This is a genomic window from Halomonas sp. LC1 (assembly GCF_030247125.1).
Lineage (GTDB): Bacteria > Pseudomonadota > Gammaproteobacteria > Pseudomonadales > Halomonadaceae > Vreelandella.
In genome coordinates, this window is sequence record NZ_JASSPG010000008.1 from 75,067 (window position 1) to 91,394 (window position 16,328).

General features: G+C 61.6%; 14 protein-coding genes. 3 read left to right on the plus strand and 11 right to left on the minus strand.

Annotation, left to right across the window (positions count from 1 at the left end):
• Positions 1–28: 28 nt before the first annotated feature.
• From QIT27_RS13760 to QIT27_RS13775, 4 genes are all read right to left on the minus strand, one after another.
• Positions 29–460, minus strand: coding sequence for a nuclear transport factor 2 family protein (locus tag QIT27_RS13760; RefSeq protein WP_253019291.1), 432 nt, complete (start codon positions 458–460; stop codon positions 29–31).
• Between the two features lie 101 nt (positions 461–561).
• Positions 562–1,974 (minus strand): deoxyribodipyrimidine photo-lyase, encoded by a 1,413-nt coding sequence (gene phrB, locus QIT27_RS13765; protein ID WP_285264160.1) that lies wholly within the window; start codon positions 1,972–1,974, stop codon positions 562–564.
• A 33-nt stretch (positions 1,975–2,007) separates the two neighbouring features.
• On the minus strand, positions 2,008–2,928 hold the full coding sequence (locus QIT27_RS13770; RefSeq protein ID WP_174788514.1) for a MerR family transcriptional regulator: 921 nt from the start codon (positions 2,926–2,928) through the stop codon (positions 2,008–2,010).
• Positions 2,929–3,164: 236 nt separating this feature from the next.
• Complete coding sequence (locus tag QIT27_RS13775) at positions 3,165–4,229, minus strand: NAD(P)/FAD-dependent oxidoreductase (RefSeq protein ID WP_285264161.1); 1,065 nt, start codon at positions 4,227–4,229, stop codon at positions 3,165–3,167.
• A 169-nt stretch (positions 4,230–4,398) separates the two neighbouring features.
• Here QIT27_RS13775 and QIT27_RS13780 point away from each other — a divergent pair, with 169 nt between their 5' ends.
• Entirely contained in the window at positions 4,399–5,301 is a 903-nt protein-coding gene (locus QIT27_RS13780) for a TIGR01777 family oxidoreductase (RefSeq protein ID WP_285264162.1), read from the plus strand.
• Positions 5,302–5,317: 16 nt separating this feature from the next.
• On the opposite strand, the gene rapA is transcribed toward QIT27_RS13780, so the two are convergent.
• Entirely contained in the window at positions 5,318–8,266 is a 2,949-nt protein-coding gene (gene rapA / locus QIT27_RS13785; protein ID WP_285264163.1) for an RNA polymerase-associated protein RapA, read from the minus strand.
• Positions 8,267–8,381: 115 nt separating this feature from the next.
• Positions 8,382–9,185 carry a TlpA family protein disulfide reductase gene (locus QIT27_RS13790; protein WP_285264164.1) on the minus strand — a complete coding sequence of 268 codons (804 nt, stop codon included), beginning with the start codon at positions 9,183–9,185 and terminating at the stop codon, positions 8,382–8,384.
• A 66-nt stretch (positions 9,186–9,251) separates the two neighbouring features.
• Between QIT27_RS13790 and QIT27_RS13795 the strand changes: the two genes are divergently transcribed.
• Together QIT27_RS13795 and QIT27_RS13800 are read left to right on the plus strand one after the other, a co-directional pair.
• Positions 9,252–9,500 (plus strand): hypothetical protein, encoded by a 249-nt coding sequence (locus QIT27_RS13795; RefSeq protein WP_285264165.1) that lies wholly within the window; start codon positions 9,252–9,254, stop codon positions 9,498–9,500.
• Positions 9,501–9,597: 97 nt separating this feature from the next.
• Positions 9,598–10,806, plus strand: coding sequence for an ABC transporter substrate-binding protein (locus tag QIT27_RS13800; protein ID WP_285264166.1), 1,209 nt, complete (start codon positions 9,598–9,600; stop codon positions 10,804–10,806).
• A gap of 70 nt (positions 10,807–10,876) precedes the next feature.
• Here the strand turns inward: QIT27_RS13800 and QIT27_RS13805 are convergent, their stop codons facing one another.
• The 5 genes from QIT27_RS13805 to QIT27_RS13825 all read right to left on the minus strand — a co-directional run bounded on the left by QIT27_RS13805 (position 10,877) and on the right by QIT27_RS13825 (position 16,318).
• Positions 10,877–12,202: a branched-chain amino acid ABC transporter permease gene (locus tag QIT27_RS13805; protein WP_253019238.1), complete on the minus strand. Its 1,326-nt coding sequence runs from the start codon at positions 12,200–12,202 to the stop codon at positions 10,877–10,879.
• Positions 12,202–13,206, minus strand: a complete 1,005-nt coding sequence (locus QIT27_RS13810) for a branched-chain amino acid ABC transporter permease (protein ID WP_159340648.1) — start codon at positions 13,204–13,206, stop codon at positions 12,202–12,204. Before QIT27_RS13810 ends, QIT27_RS13805 begins: the two co-directional genes overlap by 1 nt.
• A 16-nt stretch (positions 13,207–13,222) precedes the next feature.
• On the minus strand, positions 13,223–13,951 hold the full coding sequence (locus QIT27_RS13815) for an ABC transporter ATP-binding protein (protein WP_285264167.1): 729 nt from the start codon (positions 13,949–13,951) through the stop codon (positions 13,223–13,225).
• Positions 13,952–14,056: 105 nt separating this feature from the next.
• The gene (locus tag QIT27_RS13820; protein ID WP_285264168.1) at positions 14,057–14,827 is read right to left on the minus strand and encodes an ABC transporter ATP-binding protein; all 771 of its coding nucleotides are present in this window, start codon (positions 14,825–14,827) and stop codon (positions 14,057–14,059) included.
• A 51-nt stretch (positions 14,828–14,878) separates the two neighbouring features.
• Positions 14,879–16,318 carry a sodium-dependent transporter gene (locus QIT27_RS13825; protein ID WP_159340651.1) on the minus strand — a complete coding sequence of 480 codons (1,440 nt, stop codon included), beginning with the start codon at positions 16,316–16,318 and terminating at the stop codon, positions 14,879–14,881.
• Between the last annotated feature and the right edge of the window lie 10 nt (positions 16,319–16,328).

Below are 16,328 nucleotides of genomic sequence, written 5' to 3' on the forward strand. Positions count from 1 at the left end.
TGCGTGCAGATCAACGAGGTCACACGATTCAACCAAGGCGCTGCTTTAACCAGCGTATGACACGCCCCATGACGGGAAGGTGCTCGTAGAGCATGGCTCCGGCGTCGAAATAGTCGCGGTGACGCGCCACTTTTCCGTCGTCAGCAAACGTGAGCGCGCTGCAGCCCTCCACGCTTACCGGCTTGCCGCGGGCCAAGCGGGGGTGAACGAACTCCATGGTCCACGTTACGAAGGCTTGGTTTCCCTGCTGTTGCTGCGTGTGAAAAGTGAAATGGCAGCGCTCAACGTTCTCGTACATGGTGGCGAAGTAGCGCTCCAGCGCCTCGCGACCTTCAATGTGATGTAGCGGATCGTTGAAAACAACCTCCTCAGTATATACCTCGTATAGTTTTTCTGTACAGGTGTTGTCTAGTTTATTGAAGAAGGCGCAAAAGTTGGCCAAAGCTGTGTCGTTGGTCATCACACACTCCTTACAAGCGGTAAGACGGCATGGAAGAGGAAAGGTGCGTCGTTAAGGAGCATAGCGGCGCAGTGCCGCTATGGGGAGAGGCGTCAGGCGCGTTACTTGGAGAGCGCTTTGAAAGCGTCGAGCGCCCGTTGGCGCGCCGCTTTATGGTCGACGATGGGCGCCGGGTAGTCGATGGGGTTGAGCATGTCGTGAGGCGGCGCATGGCGCGCTTTGGCTGGCAGCGATGCGAGCTCGGGCAGCCACTGGGCGATGAAGTCGCCATTGGGGTCGAAGCGGGTCGATTGGGTCGTCGGGTTGAAAATGCGGAAGTACGGCGCCGCATCGGTCCCTGTCGAGGCGGCCCACTGCCAGCCACCGTTATTGGCGCAAAACTCGCCATCGACCAAGTGGCGCATGAAAAAGGCTTCGCCACGTCGCCAGTCGATCAGCAGGTGCTTGCTCAGAAACATCGCCGTAATCATGCGCAGACGATTATGCATCCAGCCGGTCGACACGAGCTGGCGCATGGCGGCATCCACGATAGGGTAGCCGGTGCGACCCTCGCACCAAGCGGCAAACCCATCGTCGTCATCGCGCCATTGGAGCTGCTGGGTGTGCTCTTGAAACGGTTGATAGCGACATACTTGGGGAAAGCCGACCGCGACGTGCTGATAAAACTCCCGCCAGACCAGCTCGTTCACCCAGGCCGTCAAGCCAGCATCGCCGTCGGCCAGGTGCCCACCGTTTTCGCTCATGACCGCTTGCAGGCACTGGCGGTGAGAGATCATCCCCAGTGCCAAATAGGGTGACAGCTCGCTGGTGCCCCGTACCTTGGGGAAATCGCGCTGCTCTTTGTAGTGCCGCCCGCGAAAACGCAGAAAGCGCTCCAAGTTGTCGCTGGCGGCATTCTCACCTGCGGGCCACTGGCGGCCATCCAGCGGCGCGTCGTCGAGCGCAGGCAGTGACGGAAGCGCGTCGCTTGGGATGTCGAGGGGCGACTGCGCCTTAGGCGTGTCACGCAGGGCAAGCTGCTCTGCCGTTACCTGTTTGTGCCACGCTTTCGAAAAGGGCGTAAACACCCCGTAGTAATCGCCTTTGCCGGTCAGCAAGCTGCCTGGGGCAAAGGCAACGGCGTCGTGGTGCCCATGAGCGCCTATCTCTGCCTGCTGAAAGGCGTCCAGCACCGCCTGATCGCGGCGCTGTTCGTTCAGCGGATACTCGTAGTTGAAGTGAAGCTGTTTGACGCCGTAGTCCCGGGCAATCTCCAGCAACGCTTGAGAAGCGTCGTCGTAGCGCTCGATATCGCGGTGCAGCAGCGGGATGTTCAAGCCATTGAGCGACGCCTTCAGCGCGCTAACGCCGCGCGCCCAAAAATCGAGTTTGTTGGCGCCGTGACCGTGGTCGCGCCACTGCTCAATGCTGCGCAAAAAAACCGCCACGACCGGCCCTTTGGCGGCCGCAGCGGCCAGTGCGGAATTGTCATGAATACGAAGATCGCTGCGGAACCAAACAAGCTGCAAGCTCATGCAAACTCCTTAAGTGGGCCGGTTGGCCTACGCTCACAGAATGCCGGATTCCCGCAGCAGCGGGCGCAGGCGGGCAATCGCTTGGGGAAGGTCGTCACCCAGCATGTGAACGGCACCGTCTCGGAGGTCGTTCTCGCGTAGCCGCGCGACTTCGCCGCAAACGCCGATAGGCACGCCCAGGGCGTCGGCCGCTTTGGGTAAATCGACCCGAATATATTGATCGCTCTCTCGCTGGCCGCTGGAGAGCAATACCATCGACGAGTGCAGGCGAGACACCGCTTGCGGCAAATCGTCGAGGGACAGCGAGTGGTCGAAGAGCTGCACGCGGTAACCCTGTTCGCTGGCCATGAGCGCACACATCAGCACCCACAGCGGGCCTGGATCGTCGGGCATGGCGCTGAGCAGAATCAGTGGGCCACGGGTCGCTTGGTTCGCGTAGTGCAAACGAATGCCGACTTGGCTACGTAAAAAAGCTTCGAACGTACGACGTACCAGGTCATCTGGCTGCGCGGCCCATTTGGCTTCCAGGGTCAGGATGACGGGCTGCCAAAGTTCGTTGATCGCCACGCTCAGCGGGTAAAGCGCCAAGCTCTGATGATACAGCGCTTCCAGCTTGGGCAGGTCGACGGCTTCGATCACCGCCTGCAGCTGTTGGCGCTGGCTGGCCCAGTCACCGGCGTTGGGAGCGGGGGTCTCGACCGTTTCGGGCTGATCGAGCAGGTCGGCCACTTGGCTGACCGGCACGCCGCGGTTGAGCCACTGCAAAATACGCTCGATACGGCTGATGTCGTCCTGGGCGTAGAGTCGGTGGCCCTTGGGCGTGCGCTGCGGGCGAATCAATCCGTAGCGTCGCTCCCAGGCGCGCAGGGTGACCGAGTTCACACCCGTTAAGCGGGAAACTTCCCGAATCGGATAGAGCGGGGTATCGGGTGGGTGGGTCGCCTTGTTGCTCATGGGCGCCATTGCCTCTTGGTTGCCTGCAGCGAGCGCTGCAGGGGTCTGTCAATAATTGCGATGACCGCGTTGTTGCGCCAGCTCGGCGCCAGGTCACGTAGTCGTATAGCGCGTCGTCGAAGAGCACCTAATCGGTTAGATAGGATCACGCTATTATAGGCACCTTTGTACAACTTGTAGCCACTGGGTACAACCTTTGCTGTGTCCAGGTAAGTGCATCACTGCCTTGGCTGGCATTAGACCGACCGGCCTAATAACGCCTCTCCCAGCTCATCGCCAGAGAGCCAGGCATCCTCGACTCGGCTGCCGCGAAAGCTGTCGCCGCACAGCGCTAAACCGCACTTGCTGTATAAGAACGACTGGCTTCCCGCCGAGGCGGGTTGGGCATAGCGCCATCGGTGGGCGCCTAGCTCCACGAGGGGGGGAAGCGCGGTGTCGGGGGGCAGCGTCGTGATGAAGGCCTCCCATAACTGCTGCGCCGCTGCTTCCGGCGTCTCCTCGATATGCGCGTCGCTCCAGTCGAGCTGGGCCAGCAGGCTCAAACTTTCCGGCTGGTGCTCTCTCCCCGGCTTGGTGTGATTACGAGACACCAAGCGCAGCACTGGATGCTGGACATGCAGACTCTGCCAATCGGCATCGACGCCCGGCGGGGGCGGTAGAGGAGCATCGACGATCGCCCATGCCGCCCAGCAGCCCCGCTGTGGTCGTGCATCGCAGGCGCCGGATAGCATCGGTTCCCAGTCGGCCAGCAGCGCTTTTGCTTGAGGGGGTGGGGCGCTGATCACCACATGATCGAAGTGGCCATACTGCTTACCGTTGGCATCCCTGAGCTGCCACCCCTGGGGCGTGCTCTCTAGTGCTGTAATGGTCGTTTCCAATACGAGCGCCGCATGGGGAAAAGCGTTAAGCCCATCGGCGAGGTGGCGGGTAATCGCGCTCATGCGCGGTGCTCCACAGTAGCGCACCTGGCCGTCATCGTGTGTTTGCCAGCCGGATGCACTAGCCTGATAGCTGTGTACTGGCCACATAGCGACACAGCCAGCGGCTTGCCACTCGGCAACTTTGCTCGCAAAGCGTGCATCGCGAACGGTAAAGGCTTGAGCGCCTAAATCGAGCGTGGCAGAGGGGCGCTGCTTGCTGGACATGCGCCCACCGGGACCCCGCGCTTTGTCGAAGAGTTGAACATGAACACCTTGCTGTGCCAGTCGATGAGCGCAGGCTAACCCGGATAGCCCGGCACCAATAATCGCCACGCGTTGCGCGGCCGCAGAAGAGAAGGTCTCGTTCGCCGGTTCAGCCATACATCCTCACGGTATCAGCAGTGCTTGTCTAAATTGATTGTAGCAGTTATGTATAAATATCGTACAATTAAACAGGTTGCAATGTGTACGAGCGGTCGAGCGGATCGTGTCGCCACCGCCGTCGGCGGATTCTCGTGCACACCACGTTTAACGGCAAAGGAGTGACACCATGCGGGTATTGATCACCGGGGGCAGCGGCTTCGTAGGCCAGCGGCTCTGTCAACAGCTCATCGCCCAGGGGCATGAGGTTCAGGTGGTGTCTCGAACGCCCCAAAAGGTGCGCAGCAGGCTGCCCAAGGCGTGCGACATCCGCGACAGCGCGCAAGCCTTCGTGGATACGCCGCCGGACGCGCTGGTGAACTTGGCTGGAGAATCCATCGCGGCAAAGCGCTGGAGCGCCGAGCAGAAAGAGCAGCTGATCCGTTCACGGGTCGAGAGTACTCAGCAGCTCATCGCCCTGTGTGAGCAGCTCGCGGCCAACGGCCAGCCGCTGCCGAGCGTGATGGTGAGCGGTTCGGCGATGGGCTATTACGGCGATCAGGGGGACAAGGTGGTGGATGAGTCCACACCTCCCCATGACGAGTTCGCCCATCGGCTGTGCGCTCAGTGGGAAGCGGCGGCCAAGCCCGTGGAGGCCATGGGCATCCGGCTAGCCATTCTACGCATTGGGTTAGTGCTCGAGGCGGGCGGTGGCACGCTGCAAAAAATGCTACCACCGTTCAAGTTAGGTGTAGGCGGGCGGTTTGGCGATGGCACCCAGTTCATGCCCTGGATTCATCGGGACGACTTGGTGGCGGCGATCATCTACTTGATCAACCAGCCGGCACTCTCTGGAGCATTCAACGGCAGTGCTCCGCATCCGGTGACCAACGCGGAATTCACTCAGACGCTGGCCAAGCAGTTGCATCGTCCGGCCATGTTTCCGGTGCCCGCGTTCGTGCTGAAAGCGGGCTTTGGGGAGATGTCGCAGCTGCTGTTGACCGGGGCAGACATGCGCCCCGAGCGGCTACGCGAAGCGGGCTTCGAGTTCCAGTACCCAACGCTTTCGAAAGCGCTGGCGGCCATCCTCTAGCCGCCAGTGGCGAGCGTTAGTTCGCGTTGGGATCGACAGTGATGATCACCCGCACCGAGTCGAGCCGCAGGCGGGTGTTTTCGATGGCGCTGCTCAGTGCCTGGCGCTCCTGTGTCAGCGCTTCCAGCTCTTCGCTGCGCACCGCCGGATTGTGCTCCGCCAGCGCCGTCAGGCGGGCCAGCTCGGCGTCCAGCTGGGCGCGCATGCGAGTTTCTGCGGCTTCCACGATACTCGGCAGTTCACGCTCGGCTTCGCCTTCCCCTTGGGTGAGCAGTTCACGAAGCTGATCGTGGCGGCTCTTGATCAAATCCCGCGCCAGCGATTTATTCACCTTCTGCAGATTTTTGCCCAACCCGGTGAAGGAGATCTTGCTGGTCAGGTTAGCGCCCGATTCATCCAGCAGTACGCGTACGGCGGTGGGCGGCAAGAAGCGGTTCAGGTGCAGCGATTTGGGGGCCGGGCAGTGGGTGCGAAACACCAGTTCGGCCATCAAACGCCCGCTGGGAATCGCCGGGTGGCGTAGCAGCGCCAGCGCGGTGTTGCCCATGGTGCCATCGAGGACCCGGCCCATCATTTCGCGCACCAGCGGATGCTCCCAGGAGAGTCGCTGTACGTCATCCCGCGCCAGTGCTTGGGCGCGACTGTAAGTGGCAGAGAAGCCCTCTTCGCCTTTGACCAACCCGGGCAGGCCATCCAGCATGTGCTGACTGGGCTGAAGGTGCAGCAGACCGTTGCCGATCTCCTGGCTGTCGACCCCGAAGATATCCAGCGCGCGCTCCACGTAGCGAGGCAGCGCCGGATCCTCGTCCAGCTCGCGCACGGCATCAATCACCTGCTGCGCTCGACCGGGGCGGCAGGCGTTGAGTTCCAGCAGGCGGTTGCGGCCCGCGTCCCGTTCGGCGAGCTTGGCGGTGAACATCTCTCGAGTCTCTTCGATGATCTCGTCGAGCATCTCATCGTCGAGCAGCGCATCGGCCAAGGCATCGCCAAAGGCGTCGAACAGGTCGCTGCCAATGCCGTGAGGCGCGCTAAAGGCGTCCATGCCCTCGTGGTACCAGCGCATCAGACGCTCGCCGGGGCTGCCGGTGAAGTTGGGCACGTGCAGCTCGATGGCGTGGCGCTGGCCGATCCGATCCAGACGGCCGATGCGCTGTTCAAGCTGGTCGGGATGTTGCGGCATGTCGAACATCACCAGGTGGCGGCAGAATTGGAAGTTACGCCCTTCGGAGCCAATCTCAGAACACACCAAGACCTGGCAGCCATCCTCTTCATCGGCAAACGCGGCGGCGGCTCGGTCGCGCTCGACGAGCGACAGCCCTTCGTGGAAGACCGGCGCGTGGTAACCGCCTAATACCCGTAAGCCCTCGGCGAGCCCTTCCGCCGTTTCACGGTGGTGGGCAATGACCAGTACTTTGTCGTTGGCAAAGCCCGTCTCGCTGTCGTCGCTGAGCTTTTCGAGCAGCCAGTTGACGCGTGGGTCGATATGCCACCAGGACTCGGTATTCAACGGGTCGTTGCTGAGCTCCCGGTACATGGCATCCGGGTAGATCAGCACGTCCGGATGGTCCATGCCGGTTTCGATCAGCAGCTCGTCCAGGTAGTCGTCGTCGCGCTCCAGGCGGCGCAACACGCGGCGGTAAGCCGACGGCAGCTCCAGCTCGGCCAGGTGCAGGCGGCGCTCAGGGAAGCCGCCCACATGGCGGCGGCTGTTGCGGAACATCACGCGGCCGGTGCCATGGCGGTCGAGCAACGCGTCACGCAGCTGGGCGCGGGCGGCGTCCTGCTGCTCAGGGCTTGCCTCTGGGTGGCACAGCGTGGCGAGAAGCGCTTGGCTATCCCGGTCGTCGGCTACGGCGGCGACGCGTTCACGGGCGCTCGCGGTCTGGGGCAGTTCCTCGAGAGCATCGATGGCCTCGGCCACCGCCACGTAGTGCTGCTCCTCCTCTTTGAAGCGCTCGATATCGTGGTAGCGCTCGGCATCTAGCAGGCGCAGGCGGGCGAAGTGGCTCTCCAGCCCCATCTGCTCCGGCGTGGCGGTGAGCAGCAGCAGGCCGGGAATCTCGGCGGCGAGCTGCTCCACGCACTGGTAGCCGGGGCCGCTCTTCTCCGGGCTCCAATCCAGGTGATGCGCTTCATCGACGATCAGCAGATCGAAGCGGCTGGCCAGGGCTTGGTCCTGGCGATGAATGTTGGCGAACAGCCAGCCTTGGCTGGCCAGCACGAGCTGGGCGCTCTCGAACGGGTTGGCGCTGCCGTGGGCTTGGCTCTGGTGCTCATCCAGTAGGGTGACGTTCAGCGAGAAGCGGCGCAGCAGCTCCACCAGCCACTGGTGGGTCAGGCTGTCGGGAACCAGAATCAGCGCGCGCTCTACCCGGCCTGCCAGCAGCAGACGATGCAGAATCAGACCTGCCTCGATGGTTTTACCCAGGCCTACCTCATCGGCCAGCAGAACCCGCGGCGCATGGCGCCCGGCGACTTCGTCAGCGATGTAGAGCTGATGGGGAATCAGATCGATACGCGGCCCGGCGAAGCCCAGCGCGCTGTGCTGCTCGATGCGCTGAAAGTGGTGCAGCGTACGAAAGCGCAGATCGAACCAGTCGTTGCGGTCGACTTGACCGGTAAGCAGGCGGTCGCGGGCTTGATCGAACTGCATGGTGTCGGCCAGCTTGGCCTCGGGCAGCTCGCGCAGGTTGCCGTCGCTGTCTTCGCCGATGTAGGTGATCAGGCCATGGCTCTCTTTGCTGTCATCGACGATCATCTGCCAACCATCGGCAGAGAGGACGCGGTCGCCGCTGCCGAACATCACACGGGTGAGCGGCGCTTGGCGGGTGTTGTAGGTGCGGGTTTCCTGGCTGGCACTGAACAAGATGGTAACGCTACGGGCGTCGCAGTTAAGCACGGTGCCGAGTCCAAGCTCGGCCTCGCCGTCGCTAATCCAGCGCTGGCCGGGAGAAAAATCGCTCATGATGCCTCGAGGAAGTCGTCAAAATCGGGTCGTACGCCGCCGGGGCAGGTCACCGGCGGCTAACAGGGCGGGGGATTCTAACGCAAAGCAGCGGGGGGATTAAGGTCTATCGTGGTCAATCGCTCAACCAGCGCTCTAACTGGGTGCGGGTCAGTTCACCCACGTGCACGTCGAGGGTTTTGCCGTCGGTGTCGAAGAGCACGGTCGTCGGTAGTCCCGGCGCCTGGAACTGTGCCATCAGGGTTTGCTGTGGGTCGCGTAGTGGGTAGCGAAAGTGGAGCGACTGCTCATCCAAATAGCGGGCGATGGGCAGCAAGTCCTCCCCCTGGTTGGCAACGACAACGGTGATGCCATCGTGCTGATCCGCCTCTTCCAATAGCGGCATCTCGCGCAGGCAGGGCGGGCACCAAGTGGCCCATAAATTGACGATGATTCGGTCGCCTTGATTGGCCAGCGACGGAAGGTGGACCGTGTTACCGTCGAGATCTTCCAGAGCCACATCGGGCAGCGATGCCACGGCAAACGGCTGGCTGAGTGGGGCCAGTGTCACCAGCACCAGCCAGAGACTGGCGGCGCCGACCGTCATGGCGAGACCGCCGATCATCGCCAGCAGCCGCGCGCGAAGTGCCCAGGCGGTCCACAGCAAGCCAGCAAGCAGCCCGCCAAGGGCGTGATAGCCCGGCTGCCATACTTTCAGCGCGTCCAGCGGGGTGGCGCTATAGCTGTCCCAATGGAGGACAACGAACGTCATCCGCGCGCCGATGAGCCAAACGATCAGCAAGCCGTTGAACCAGCGGCCATGGGGCTTGGCCGGCAGTCCCAGCAGGTAGCGGCTGCTCAACAGCAGCAGGAGCGCACAGGCAAACGCGTAGAGCCGTGGCGTCGACATCAGCAGTGGACCGAGGGCAATGGCATTCATAGTCGTTCCGGTAAGCAGGTACACTGGGCCACCATACCATGCACGCTACTCATGACGGAGATGTCGATGTCGCAATCCTCTTTTGACACCCTGCGCGCCCTGGCCATAGGCACCCAGGCACTTGGCCTGGCGCTCATCATTACCCTCGAAACCGTCCTCGGCGATGCCGCACGCCCCTGGCAGGGCGGCGTGCTGGCCGCCATGGTGGCGTGTGCACTGGTCATTGCGCTGGTGCGTATGTACCGCAACAAGCGCCGCCAGAAGCGCTTGGCAGAGCGACTAGACGCGTCGGCGTCAGAAAACTACGAGCGTTAGAAACCGTTGCTTGTGTTTTTGGCGCGACGGTTCCAGATTAAGGGGAGCCCTGCGCTGGACAGTCGGGGCACTTAACACACTGGGAGCGACAAACAATATGATTAATAAGCGCGCATTAGCCATTGCCGTAGCGGCCTCATCACTTGCCTTAACCGGGATGGCCCAGGCGGAGGTCAAAGTTGGCTTCTTGGGCGGCTTTACCGGGGGAATCGAGAGTCTGACACCGCCCATCTTTGCAGGGGCGCAGCTGGCGGTCGAGCAGGTCAACGAGCAGGGCGGTATTTTGGGTGGCCAAACCCTGGCCATGCCATCGGGCGACACCACCTGTTCCGATGCGTCGGCTGCCTCCAACGCCGCCGACCGTATGGTGAACTCTGAGAACGTGACGGCCATCGTCGGCGCGCTGTGCACCGGTGCCACGATTGCCGCTGCCAACAATGCCGCGATTCCTGGCGGTGTGCTGATGGTGTCTCCTGCGTCGACGGCCCCTGCGGTGTCGGAGCTGGACGACAATGACTTGGTCTTCCGTACCGTGCCGTCCGATGCCTTCCAGGGTGAAATTCTGGCCAAACTGCTGCTGGATAAAGGCATCGATTACGTGGCCGTCACCTTCGTCAACAACGACTATGGCCGTGGCCTGTCGGACGCCTTTAGCGCCGCGTTTACCGCTGGTGGTGGCGAAGTCGCCGAGAACCTCGCCCACGAAGATAACCGTGCCGACTACCGTTCGGAGCTGGGCTCACTCTCCGCCAGCGGCGCCGATACCCTCGTCGTGCTGGCGTATGCCGATACCTCCGGCCAAACGGTGCTGCGCCAGGCCTACGAGAGCGGCATGTTCACCCAGTACGTGGGGGCCGACGGCATGGTGGGTGACAGCTTAGTCGAGGCGATTGGTGCCGACGTGCTGGATGGCATGATTGCCACCCGGCCCGGCAGCCCAGAGCTTCCCGGCACCGAGCTATTCAATGACGCGGCCGCTGAAGCAGAGATCGATCCCAGCGCCGTGTTTGCAGCCCAAGCGTACGATGCCGCCTTCCTGATCGCGCTGGCCATCGAGCAGAACGGCAGCACCGACCGTGAAGGGCTTTCAGAAGCGCTGCGTAACGTTTCCAGCGCGCCGGGTGAAGTGATTCTACCGGGCGAGTGGGAAAAAGCGGTCGAGCTGATCGCTGCCGGTACCGACATCAACTACGAGGGGGCCTCCGGCTCTCACGAGTTCGATGATAACGGCGACGTACCGGGGGTAGTGGTCGAGATGGCCGTAGAGAACGGCACCTTTACCAGCAAAGGTCAGGTGGATCTGTAATTACTTACCATCTGCCGATAGCAAAACGCCCCGCTCATAGAGCGGGGCGTTTTTTGTGGCGCTGATGGTATTAACCGTGGCTTTTGATTTTCTCAGGTAGCAGCCCTTTGGGCGCAAAGCGCAGTACCAGGGTGATCAGCATGCCGATCACCAAGACCCTCGCCTGTAGCGCTCGGCTGTCCATATTGCTGGGTGCCTCCCAGCCAAAGGCGTTCTCTCCGAGCGCGACGAACAGCTCCATCAAAAACAGCGCCAGTGGCTCCGACATGATCCAGATAATGTAGACGGCCACCGCCCCAAAGATGGTACCCAGGTTATTGCCGGGGCCGCCCAGAATAACCATTACCAGTACCAGGAATGTGTGGTTCAAAGGCAGGTAGCCCTGCGGGTCAAACAGACTGTTGAACGTGCCCAGCATGCCGCCCCCCAGGCCCATCAAAATGCAGCCCAGCACGAAAATCTCCAAGCGACGCTTGTTGATGTCCTTCCCCATGGCCGCCGATGAGACTTCGTTATCGCGTATCGCGCGAATCATCCGCCCCCAAGGAGCGTGGTAAGCGCGATGCAGCAGGAAGAAAATCACCGCGATGACCACCGCCGTCACCGACAGGTAAATCGCGCGGGAAAGGGTAAACCCCAGCTCGGCGGGGCCAGGGGTTGGCCAGGGCAGCGGCGAGACGGTTGCTGTGCCGCGGGTGAGCCAGTCGGAGTTTTTCAAAAACGCTTTGATGATCTCGGCAATTCCCAGCGTGGCAATGGCGAGATAGTCGCTGCGCAGGCCAAGGCACACATGGCCAATAAAGTAGCCTACGCCACCGGCCAGCGCGCCGCCGACGATCCAGCCCACCCAGGGTGGTAGGCCAAACCCGCCCACGAAGCCCGCCTGGGATTGGATTTGGCTGGTTACGTCGCGCAGCAGGCTGATCACCACCAGATAGAGCACCACCGCCAGCACCACGGCGATGACGGTACGCAACGTTTTAGGGACGCCCAATCGGTCAAGCTTGGTGGCACCGATGACCAGCACAGTGGCCGCAAGGCCATAGAGCAGCACTTGGCCGAGTTCGCCCGGCAGCTCCGTGCCCCAGAAGGCATCGTTGACCGGTACGCTAAATAGCATGGCGCAGAAGCCGCCCAGAGCCACAAAGCCCATCACCCCGGCATTAAACTGCCCGGCGTAGCCCCACTGAATCGTCAGGCCCAACGCCAGAATGGCGTAACAGGCGGCTTCGACCAGCATGCGCGTGCTATACGCCGCGCCCATCATGGCATAAACCGCCAGGACGGCGACCAGCAGCGCGCCAAACAGCACCAGCTCGCGCAGCGGGAAGCGGCGCTGTGGCGTAGCGTCTTTCGGCGTGTAGGCCGGGTTGCGAGTATTGGTTGGATGGCTCATTAGATCACCTTGCCTTTAAACAGGCCGGTCGGGCGCCACACCAGGATGGCCACCAGAATAAAGAACGGCACCACAATCTTATATTCAGTGCCCACGAAGGCGAGATTCGATGGCAGCGTCAGCCACTCGGGGAAGCTGTCTTGGAAGGGGCGCAGCAGCACGTTCCAATTGAATACCGCCAGGGTTTCGGCAAAGCCCACCACAAAACCACCGGCAATCGCGCCGTAGGGGTGGCCCACGCCGCCGACAATCGCCGCCGCGAAAATCGGCAGCAATAGGAAGAAGCTCAGGTCGGGTTTGAAGGTCACGTCCAGCGAGAGCAGCGTGCCCGCAATGGCGGCCAGGCCGCCTGCAATCACCCAGGTGACCGCTACGATGGTATTGGTATTAATGCCTGATGCCTGGGCCAGCTCCGGGTTATCCGACATGGCGCGCATGGCTTTGCCTAACCGCGAACGGTTCAGGAATAGGTGGAGCGCGATCACCGCCACGATGGTAATCACGAACAGATAGATCTGCGGCTCGGTGACGACGATGGGTGCCCGTGCACCCTCGAACGGTAGAGCAATGCGGAAGATTTCTTTGCGGTCATCCACGTAGAGGCTCTGCCCGCCGGTACCTGAGAACAGACGAATGAGGCCCTGCAGCATCAGCGTGACGCCGAGGGAGCCAATCACCATCACGATCGGTTTCACGCCATGGGCGCGCAGCGGCTTGTAAAACGCCTTATCGATCCCCACTGCCAGCAGTGCGGTCAGCAGCATGGCCAGCGGCAGCATGATCAGCGCCGTGGGCACGCCAATGCTGGCGCCGACGGCAGGGAACGCCGTGGTGAGCAGCAGCACCATAAAGGCACCGAAGGTCATCATGTCGGCATGGGCAAAATGGGCAAAGCGCATAATGCTGAAAATCAGCGTGACGCCAATCGCGCCAATGGCATAAATCGAGCCAGTGACACTGCCCGCAATCACCACGTTGTTAATAAAAAAAGCCAGTTCGTTCACGCGTTTCTCCCCCGGGCTAGCCGCCCAAAAAGCTTTTGGCGACATCCGGGTTGGCCAGCAGGGCCGCCCCGGTATCCGTAAAGCGGTTCTGGCCTGCCGCCAGGACAAAGCCCTTGTCGGCAATGGCCAGGGCCTGCTTAGCGTTCTGCTCGACCATCAAGATGCCCACGCCTGCGGCGTTGATCTTTTTCACGCGGTCGAAAATCTCGTTCATATAGAGCGGTGATAGGCCCGCCGTGGGCTCGTCCAACAGTAGCAGGCTAGGTTCTGCCATGAGGGCTCGCCCCATGGCGACCATCTGGCGCTGGCCGCCTGAAAGCTCACCGGCAGGCTGGTGACGCTTCTCCACCAGCGGGGGGAAGAATTCGTAGACCTGTTCCAGCATGCGCTTAACGTTTTGCGGCTTCAGGTAGGCGCCCATCTCCAGGTTCTCTTTGACCGAGAGACTGGGGAAGACGTTTTTCTCCTGGGGCACGAAGCCCATACCGCGCTCCACCAGCTGGTTGGGCGGTAAGTTGTGAATCGGCTGGCCGTTAAGCAGGATCTCGCCCTGGTTGACGTTCAAAAGCCCAAATACCGCTTTGAGCATGGTGGACTTGCCCGCGCCGTTGGGGCCGACGATGACGCCGACCTCATCGGCATACAGGGTCATATTGACCCCGTTCAGGATATTCATGCTGCCATAGCCGCCGTGCACGTCGCGTGCTTCAAGCAGTGGCTGGGGTGATGCCTGTGTGGATGACATAAACGCGTCTCAGCAAACGTCGCGCTGGGGTCTCCAGGCGCGATCATGTTGTTATAGCCGTGGGTGGGCTGTTGGTCGTGACAGTGTGAAGCGTATTGCCGGGAGTTAGGCGGCGTCCGAGCCGAAGTAGGCCTCGATGACCGCCGGATCGTTCTGTATCGCTTCGATGTGCCCTTCCACCATGACGCTACCCTGAGCCAGGACGATGACGGGATCGCAAAGTCGCGAAATCATGTCCATGTCGTGCTCGATGACCAGGAAGGTGTAGCCCATTTCGCGGTTGAGCCGCTCGATATTGCCCATCAAATCGCCCAGCAGGGTACGGTTCACCCCAGCGGCGATTTCATCGAGCAGAACGACCTTGGCATCGGTCATCATGGTGCGGCCAAGCTCCAAGAGCTTTTTCTGGCCGCCGGACAGATTCCCCGCCAGCTCGTTGCGCACGTGGTGTAGCCCGACAAAGTCGATCACCTCCAGCGCGCGGCGGCGCACTTCGGCCTCCTGTTCACGCACCAGCGATGGCTTGAACCAGGTGTTGAACAGGCTTTCGCCGGCCTGCTGAGGGGGCACCATCATCAAGTTTTCCAGCGCGCTCATCTGGCTGAACTCGTGGGCAATCTGGAAGGTGCGCAGCAGCCCTTTATGAAAGCGCTGGTCGGCGCTTAACGAGGTGATGTCTTCGCCATCCAGCAGAATGTGGCCGCTGTCGGGCATCAGCGCGCCGGCGATCAGGTTGAACAGCGTCGACTTGCCGGCCCCGTTGGGGCCGATCATGCCGGTGATCGATCCTTTCTCCACCCGGATGGAGCAATCGTTGATGACGTGTAGCCCACCGAACGCTTTATTAACGTGTTGTACTTCGATAAGCGGTTGCATGGTGTCCTCGTAAGGCAGGCGGCCTCGTCGCCGCCTGCTGTATGGGTATTATTATGAGGGGTTAGAGTGCCGCAGGCGCTGGCCAATCGCAAAAGCCGCCACGATGATCAGCGAGCCGAGCGTCGGAATCAGATACCCCTCGACCTGGGGGATTGTGCGCAAGAACACGAACGATACCGCCGCCGGTCCAACGAAACGCACTAGAAAGCGCCAAAGAGCGAACCAAGTGGGGTGAGTGCCCAGCTCTTTCATGACTTCGCTCTGGGTCAGCGCCCATCCGGCAAACAGGGCAATCATCAGGCCGCCCAGCGGCATGAAGATATTGGTCAGCAGTTCGATGAACTCAAAGGCGCTGCGCCCAAACAGGCTGTGGAAGATCGTGCCTTCCGCCCATACGTTGAAACTCACCACGGTCAGCAGACCCATGGCCCAGGCGGCGACGACCATGATGGTCACGGCCTGGGGGCGGGTCATGTCGAAACGCTCCACCAGGAACGCCGCGACGGGCTCGATCAGTGAGATCGACGAGCTGAGCGCCGCGCCGAGCACCAGGATGAAGAAGACGCCGCCCACCAGCGCGCCAAACGGCATGTCGGCAAACGCCAGCGGCAGCGTCACGAACATCAGCCCAGGGCCTTGGCCCGTTTCCAGCCCTGCGCCAAACACTAGCGAGAAAATCGCCAGGCCTGCGACCATGGCCACGGCCGTATCTACGAACGCCACGGCAATAGCGGTGCGCGTCAGCGAGGCGTCGCTGGACATGTAAGCGCCGTAGGCCATGATCGCGCCCATGCCGAGACTCAAGGTGAAGAACGACTGCCCCATGGCCTGCAGCCAGCCTTCCAAGCTGAGATCGCCAATGTTGAAGGTGAACAGGAAGCTGGCCGCAGCGCCCACATCACCGTTAATGATGCCGTAGATCAGCACCACGATCAGAATGACGAACAGCGCAGGCATCATGATGCGTAGGCCCGATTCGATGCCTTTATGGATGCCCATGCCAACGATTAGCGCAGATCCCGCGATGAACAGCGTATGGTACATCGTCATCAGCCCGGGGGAGGCGAGGAGGGCGTTGAAGCCGTCGCTGATGGTTTGGGCATCGGCGCCGACCAGCGAGCCGGTGAGCATCAGCCAGGTGTAGTGCAGCGCCCAGCCCGCGATCACCGAGTAGAAACTCAAAATCAAAAAGGCAGAGGCGGCGCCCAGCCAACCAATCGACTCCCACGCCCGTGAGGTGCGATGCGTTTTGGTCAAATGCCGCATGCCCATGATCGGGCTTCGACGACTGGTGCGTCCCAGCATGGTTTCGGCGATGAGGATGGGAATGCCTACGGCAAAGATGGTCAGCGCATAGATGAGGATGAACGCACCGCCCCCGTTTTCACCGGTGAGATAGGGAAAGCGCCAGAGATTACCAAGACCGACGGCAGAACCAACCGCTGCCAGCAGAAACGTGCCTTTATGCGTCCAGACGTTATGACCGCTCATGTGAAGGAGT